Here is a 7,500-nt window from a genome sequence, read left to right as displayed (position 1 = left end):
ATCCAGTTAAGCGTTGCAGACGCATATCTAAAATCGCTTGCGCTTGTTTCTCACTTAAACCAAAACGTTCCATTAAGCCTTGCTTTGCAATATCTGCCGTTTTTGAACTACGAATTAACGTAATAACTTCATCAAGATGATCTAAAGCAATTCGTAATCCTTCTAAAATATGAGCACGTGCTTCTGCTTTTTCTAATTCATAAGCAGTACGTCTACGAATTACTACCTTCTGATGCTCTAAATAATGATATAGATTTTGTTTTAAATTTAGTACTTGTGGCTCCCCATTTACAAGAGACAACATATTAATACCGAAACTTGTTTGAAGCGCTGTATGTTTATATAGATTGTTTAATAGTACGTTTGCATTAGCATCACGACGTACTTCCATGACAATACGCATACCATTACGATCTGATTCATCACGTAAATCTGTAATACCTTCAATTTTCTTATCGCGAACTAATTCTGCGATTTTTTCAATTAATCGCGCCTTATTAACTTGATAAGGTAGTTCAGTTACGATAATAGATTGTTTACCGTTTGACTTCTCTTCAATTTCAACCTTAGCACGAAGCATAATGGAACCGCGACCTGTTTCATAAGCTCTTCGAATTCCACTTCTTCCTAAAATTAAACCTGCCGTCGGAAAGTCTGGACCAGGAATATATTCCATCAATTCTGCGATAGTAATATCAGGATTATGACTTAATGCCAGCACACCATCAATTACTTCGCCAAGCTGATGTGGCGGTATATTTGTTGCCATACCAACAGCAATACCTGTTGTACCGTTTACTAATAAATTAGGGAAACGCGCTGGTAGTACTATCGGTTCTCTTTCGGAACCATCATAGTTATCTTGATAATCAATTGTATTTTTTGAAATATCACGTATTAATTCCATAGAAATCTTAGACATTCTTGCCTCTGTATAACGCATTGCTGCTGCTGAATCTCCATCTACAGAACCGAAGTTACCATGCCCATCTACAAGCATATAACGTTGACTAAAATCTTGCGCCATACGTACCATTGTTTCATAAACGGCTGAATCACCATGAGGGTGATACTTACCAATTACTTCACCGACAATACGTGCTGATTTCTTATACGCTTTATCAGCTGTAATTCCTAAATCATTCATCGCATATAAAACCCTACGATGCACAGGTTTTAATCCATCACGAACATCTGGTAATGCACGAGATACGATAACACTCATTGCGTAATCTAAAAATGAGGTACGCATTTCATGACTAATATTAATTTCTCGAATTCGTGCTTGTTGTTGATTGTCTGACATCAACGAGCACCTCCTCTTACATTTCCGTTACACATACATTGATTTATATGTAGAAGACAGGAATACTTAGATTCCTGTCATTACTCATTTAAATATCAAGGTTCTTCACGTATTTTGCATTCTCTTGGATAAAGTTACGACGCGGTTCTACTTTATCACCCATTAAAATTTCAAACGTTTCGTCTGCTTCTATTGCATCTTGAAGAGAAACTTGAAGTAACGAACGTACTTCTGGATCCATTGTCGTCTCCCATAGCTGAGTTGGATTCATCTCCCCAAGACCTTTATAACGTTGAATTCCTGGTTTCGGCTGGGCTGGTAGCTCAGCTAAGATTTTTTCAAGTTCCTTATCGTTGTAAGCATATTGAATTTTTTTACCTTGTTGTATTTTAAACAATGGCGGCTGTGCAATATAGATATAACCACACTCAATTATTTGACGCATATAACGATAGAAGAACGTTAATAATAGGGTACGAATATGTGCACCATCAACATCGGCATCGGTCATAATAATAACTTTATGATAGCGTGCTTTTTCAATATCGAAGTCTCCACCAATATTTGTACCGATTGCCGTAATAATTGTACGAACTTCATCATTTGATAAAATCTTATCTAAGCGCGCCTTTTCCACATTAATAATTTTACCCTTCAGCGGTAAAATTGCTTGGAAATGACGATCGCGTCCTTGTTTTGCAGATCCACCCGCAGAGTCACCCTCTACGATGTAAATTTCACTAATTGCTGGATCTTTCGAAGAGCAATCAGCTAATTTACCAGGTAAACTTGAAACTTCTAACGCACTCTTTCGACGTGTCAATTCACGCGCTTTTTTCGCAGCTACACGTGCACGTGCAGCCATCGTACCTTTTTCTACAATTTTTCGCGCTACATTAGGATTTTCTAGTAAGAACTTTTCAAATGCCTCTGAGAATACAGACTCTGTAATTGTTCTCGCTTCACTATTCCCAAGTTTTGTCTTCGTTTGTCCTTCAAATTGTGGATTTGGATGCTTGATTGATACAATTGCTGTTAAACCTTCACGAACATCCTCACCAGTTAAATTACTGTCCGCATCTTTTAAAATGCTATTTTTACGACCATAGTCGTTGATTACACGAGTTAAAGCTGTTTTAAAACCTACCTCATGTGTACCACCTTCATACGTATGGATGTTATTCGTAAATGAGTAAATATTATTTGTGTATCCTTCGTTATATTGAAGAGAAACCTCAACCTGAATACCATCTTTTGAACCTTCTACGTACACAGGCTCTTCATGAATCGGTTGTTTTGAGCGATTTAAATGCTCAACGTATGATTTAATTCCACCTTCGTAATGGAATTCTTTCTTTTGCTTATGTTCACGTTTATCTTCAATTGTTAATTTAATATTACGATTTAAAAACGCTAATTCACGCATACGAGTTGCTAGCGTATCAAAATCGTATACTGTTGTTTCTTGGAAAATTTCCGGATCTGGTTTAAATCGAGTTATTGTTCCTGTTTGACCGGTGTCACCAATGACTTTTAAATCCGCAACCGGAATACCTCTTTCGTATTTTTGGTAATGGATTTTACCTTCACGATGTACAAATACTTCTAATTCTGTTGATAGAGCATTTACAACCGATGCCCCAACACCATGTAAACCACCAGAAACTTTATAACCGCCACCGCCAAATTTACCACCGGCGTGGAGAACAGTCATAATAACTTCTACAGCTGGACGTCCCATTTTTTCTTGTATACCAACTGGAATACCACGCCCATTATCCGTTACACGAATACTATTATCTTCTTCGATACTAACATTAATTTCATCACAATAACCTGCAAGTGCTTCATCAATACTATTATCTACGATTTCCCAAACAAGATGGTGAAGCCCTTTTCCACTTGTAGATCCAATATACATACCAGGGCGTTTCCGAACTGCCTCTAGTCCTTCAAGCACCTGTATCTGACTTTCATCATATGCATTTTCTTGCATTTGCTTTTGTTCCATTGACACAAAGATCACCTACTTTTCCATTTAAACAGGGGTTATTCCCTATCTATTTCACAATCTACAGTGCCGTTCGTTACATGAATTGTTTTCGCTTCTTTTAATGTTTCGTGTTCAATTCCGTCGACACTCGTCGTTGTAACAAATGTTTGCACTTTTCCTTGAATTGTATTTAAAAGATGTGATTGACGATAATCATCTAATTCTGATAAAACATCATCCAACAAAAGGATTGGATATTCTTTAACCTCTGAATAAATCAATTCAATTTCAGCTAATTTTAGGGATAGTGCGGTCGTTCGTTGTTGTCCTTGCGAACCAAAGACTTGAACATTTTTACTATTAACGAAGAATTGTAAATCGTCACGATGAGGACCAATTAAAGTCGTACCACGGAAAATTTCACGTTGTTTCACAGATTGAAAACTTTCATAGTATACTTCTTTTATTTTCGACAAATCCATTGATTCTGATACATCTACACTTGGTTTATAGACAATTTCTAACTCTTCTAATCCACGGCTTATACCTCGATGAATTGGAGCTGCCCATTCCTGTAGCAAATGCAAAAATTCAAAACGTTTTTGCAGTATTTTCGCACCATGCTCAATTAGTTGAAGTGTAAATACATCCAACATCGTTTCCTCATTCTTACTATTCCCTTGCATTTTTTTCAACAAGTGATTTCGTTGCGTGAGCACCTTTTGATATTGACTTAATTCATACAAATATACAGGAGCTATTTGTCCTAATTCCATATCTAAAAAGCGTCTTCTTACTTGAGGGCTTCCTTTTACAAGATTTAAATCTTCTGGGGCAAACATGACAACGTTCATCACGCCAATATATTGACTTAACTTTTGTTGTTCAAGTTGATTTAATTTTGCCTTTTTACCTTTTTTCGAAATATTTAATTCCAAAGACAAAGAACTGTTTCTTTTTTGTAATTTCCCTTTTATTTGACCAAAATCTTCATCCCAGCGGATAAGTTCGCGATCATTAGAGGTTCTATGAGATTTCGCCATCGCTAAAACATAAATAGCTTCCATCAAATTTGTTTTCCCTTGCGCATTTTCGCCGATAATTACATTTACCTTATCTTCAAAGGAAAGCTCTAATTTTTCATAATTGCGATAGTTTTTTAATTGTATTTCTGAAATAAACAAAGGGCTCCCCCTTTATGCCTGAACTTGGAAAGTTCCGCTTCCTGGAATTTCAATAACATCATTCGCATATAGTTTGCGACCTCTTCTATTTTCAAGTTCGTTGTTCACGTACACTTCATATTCTTGTAAAAACCATTTTACAGCGCCACCTGTATCAATTACATCAGCTAACTTTAAAAATTGTCCTAGTGTAATATACTCTGTTGAAATTTTAATACGTTTCATAAAATCGCTCACTTTCTGAAAGTGTTCATTCTTTCATTGTACTAAATAAACTAGCATTAGGAAAGTAATACCCAAAAATCAAATAAGGGCCACTAGCATCTTTAAACTAGCAACCCTTATTCCTTACCTAGTAAGTACGAACCGGTAAAATTAATTGAATAATTGAATCATCATTTACTGTACGAATTAAGAACGGTCTCATCGCCCCAGTAAAGCTAACTTTAATCTCTGTACTATCCAAAGCTTTCAATGCATCCATCATATATTTTGCACTAAAAGATATTTTTAACTCTTCTCCATCTACTTTTTCGCATTGTACTTCTTCGACAACTTTTCCGATTTCTGGTGAATTCGAAGAAATCTCTAGCATTTCTTGCTCTAAAGTTGATAATTTAACAACGTTATTGCGGCCATCTCTTGCTAATAGTGAAGCGCGATCAATTGCTTGTAGGAATTCTTTTGTATTCACAAAAATATCCGTTTTACTCTCTGCCGGAATTAAACGTGTCGTATCAGGATAATTCCCTTCTAACAATCTTGAGAAGAATAATAAATGTTTTGTACGGAATAATACTTGATACTCCGTAATAACGATATCTACCATTTCTTCAGACTCATCTAAAATTTTACTTAATTCATTTAAGCTCTTACCTGGGATAACAACATTAGCTTGGAATTCATCTGCAATATTATGTCCTTCAATTTTTGCTTTTCGAAGTGCCAGCCTATGACTATCTGTTGCAATACAAGTTAACTCGCTGTTATATACCTTCCAGTTTACACCTGTCAAGATTGGTCTTGTTTCAGAAGTAGAAACTGCAAATACAGTTTGTCTGATCATATGTTTAAGTAAATCTGTTGGTATCTTAAATACATGATGTTCTTCAATCTGTGGCAATAACGGATATTCTGCAGAATCTAAACCATTTAAGTTAAACTCTGATTTTCCAGATTTTATTTTTGTCATAAAATGATTTTCTACAGAAATTTCGACAGTGTCTTTAGGTAGTTTTTTTACAATCTCACTAAAATATTTTGCCTGTAAAACAATGCTTCCTGATTGAGCTATTTCTACGATTTCTTTTCCATCTTCTTCGACTGGAATAAACGATTCAATAGAAATATCAGCATCGCTTCCTGTTAATGTAACTCCTTCTTCAGTTGCTACAACTTTAATTCCCGTAAGAATTGGGATTGTTGTACGAGAAGAAACTGCCTTCATTACATCTTGTACACCTCTTACAAGATAGTCTTTTTGTATTGTAAAACGCATAAAGAAAAACCTCCGGTAAGTATAAGATTTTATTTAATTAATAAAGATAAAAAATAGTAGTAATAGTAATAGGGCTTGTGGATATGTGGATAACCCCGCTAAAGGATGTAAAAACAGTCTATCTACATGTGGATAGACTGTGCGTAAAACAAGGTAAGTTATTCACACTATTCAGCTACTACTTTAAAATACCATTAATTTCTTCAACTTGCTTTTGTAATTGCGTATCGGTTTTTAGTAGTTTAGAGATTTTTTCATGGGCATGGATAACTGTTGTATGATCACGTCCACCAAATTCTTCACCTATTTTTGGTAAAGAGGAATCTGTAAGCTCGCGCGATAAATACATTGCAATTTGGCGAGGAAACGCAACTGATTTTGTACGTTTTTTCGCTTTAAAATCTTCTAATTTCACTTGATAAACGTCCCCGACAGCTTTTTGAATATCATAAATAGAGATAATTTTCGGCTTAGAATTTGGAATAATATCTTTAAGTGCTTCAGCTGCTAAATCAGCATTAATATCTTTATTAATTAAAGATGAATAAGCTACAACTCGGATAAGTGCACCTTCTAATTCACGAATATTTGAATCAATTTGATTTGCGATATAAAGCATAACTTCATTTGGTATATCAAGCCCTTCAGCTTTTGCTTTTTTGCGTAAAATCGCAATTCGTGTCTCTAAATCTGGTGGCGTAATGTCTGTAATAAGTCCCCATTCAAAGCGGGAACGAAGACGATCTTCTAAAGTTGGAATTTCTTTTGGTGGTCGGTCACTAGAAATTACAATTTGTTTACTTTCTTCGTGTAATGCATTAAATGTATGGAAAAACTCTTCTTGAGTCTGTTCTTTTCCAGCAAGAAATTGAATATCATCTATCAATAAAACATCTACGTTGCGATATTTATTACGAAAATCAACAGCTTTATTATCACGAATAGAGTTAATAAATTCATTTGTAAATTTTTCTGATGATAAATATACAACTTTTGCATTTGGATTATGTTCAATTACATAATGACCAATTGCATGCATTAAATGTGTCTTTCCAAGTCCAACTCCTCCGTAAATAAAGAGTGGATTATACGCTTTAGCTGGCGCCTCAGCTACAGCTAATGAAGCTGCATGGGCAAAACGGTTACCAGAGCCAATAACAAATGTATCGAATGTATATTTTGGATTTAACATGCTCTGTGGTAAATGAGCTGAATCATCTTGTGCTGGATTCGGCTTAACTGGAGGCAGATCAATGTCCTCTTCAGCTTGACTTTGGGGAATAATAAAGCGAATTGCTAATTTTGCCCCTGTTAAATCGTATAGTGTTTCTGAAATTAGTTCGGAGTAATGAGATTCTAGCCAGTCACGAGCAAATTCATTCGGAGCTGTAATCGTTAATACGTCTTTCTTCAAGTTATGAGCCGTTGTGGATTTTAACCATGTCTCATAACTAGGCTTGCTTACCTTTTTTTCTAATTCTTTTAAGGCACTATTCCATAAATCAGAGATATTTTCCAA

The 7,500-nt window shown here is 35.4% G+C and carries 6 protein-coding genes (1 of these 6 only partly in view); all 6 read right to left on the bottom strand.

Annotation, left to right across the window (positions count from 1 at the left end):
- Positions 1–1,306, bottom strand: partial view of a DNA gyrase subunit A gene (gene gyrA / locus GD442_RS00030; protein WP_001282864.1) — the 5' portion only. Its footprint begins 1,166 nt before the window's first position; 1,306 of the gene's 2,472 nt are visible here — the first part of the coding sequence; its start codon is at positions 1,304–1,306; its stop codon lies off the left edge, out of view.
- A gap of 88 nt (positions 1,307–1,394) precedes the next feature.
- Positions 1,395–3,317 carry a DNA topoisomerase (ATP-hydrolyzing) subunit B gene (gene gyrB / locus GD442_RS00025; protein ID WP_159365026.1) on the bottom strand — a complete coding sequence of 641 codons (1,923 nt, stop codon included), beginning with the start codon at positions 3,315–3,317 and terminating at the stop codon, positions 1,395–1,397.
- A 38-nt stretch (positions 3,318–3,355) separates the two neighbouring features.
- Positions 3,356–4,483 (bottom strand): DNA replication/repair protein RecF, encoded by a 1,128-nt coding sequence (gene recF / locus GD442_RS00020; protein ID WP_000470745.1) that lies wholly within the window; start codon positions 4,481–4,483, stop codon positions 3,356–3,358.
- Between the two features lie 12 nt (positions 4,484–4,495).
- Positions 4,496–4,708, bottom strand: a complete 213-nt coding sequence (gene yaaA, locus GD442_RS00015; RefSeq protein WP_000821364.1) for a S4 domain-containing protein YaaA — start codon at positions 4,706–4,708, stop codon at positions 4,496–4,498.
- A gap of 127 nt (positions 4,709–4,835) precedes the next feature.
- Positions 4,836–5,981, bottom strand: a complete 1,146-nt coding sequence (dnaN, locus tag GD442_RS00010; RefSeq protein WP_001212884.1) for a DNA polymerase III subunit beta — start codon at positions 5,979–5,981, stop codon at positions 4,836–4,838.
- 178 nt (positions 5,982–6,159) lie between these two features.
- Positions 6,160–7,500, bottom strand: a complete 1,341-nt coding sequence (dnaA, locus tag GD442_RS00005; RefSeq protein ID WP_000428017.1) for a chromosomal replication initiator protein DnaA — start codon at positions 7,498–7,500, stop codon at positions 6,160–6,162.

It is taken from the genome of Bacillus sp. A260 (assembly GCF_009861435.1).
In the GTDB taxonomy this organism is placed as follows: domain Bacteria; phylum Bacillota; class Bacilli; order Bacillales; family Bacillaceae_G; genus Bacillus_A; species Bacillus_A cereus.
Note: the sequence above shows the minus strand (reverse complement) of the source record. Positions and strands in the feature narration are given on the sequence as shown.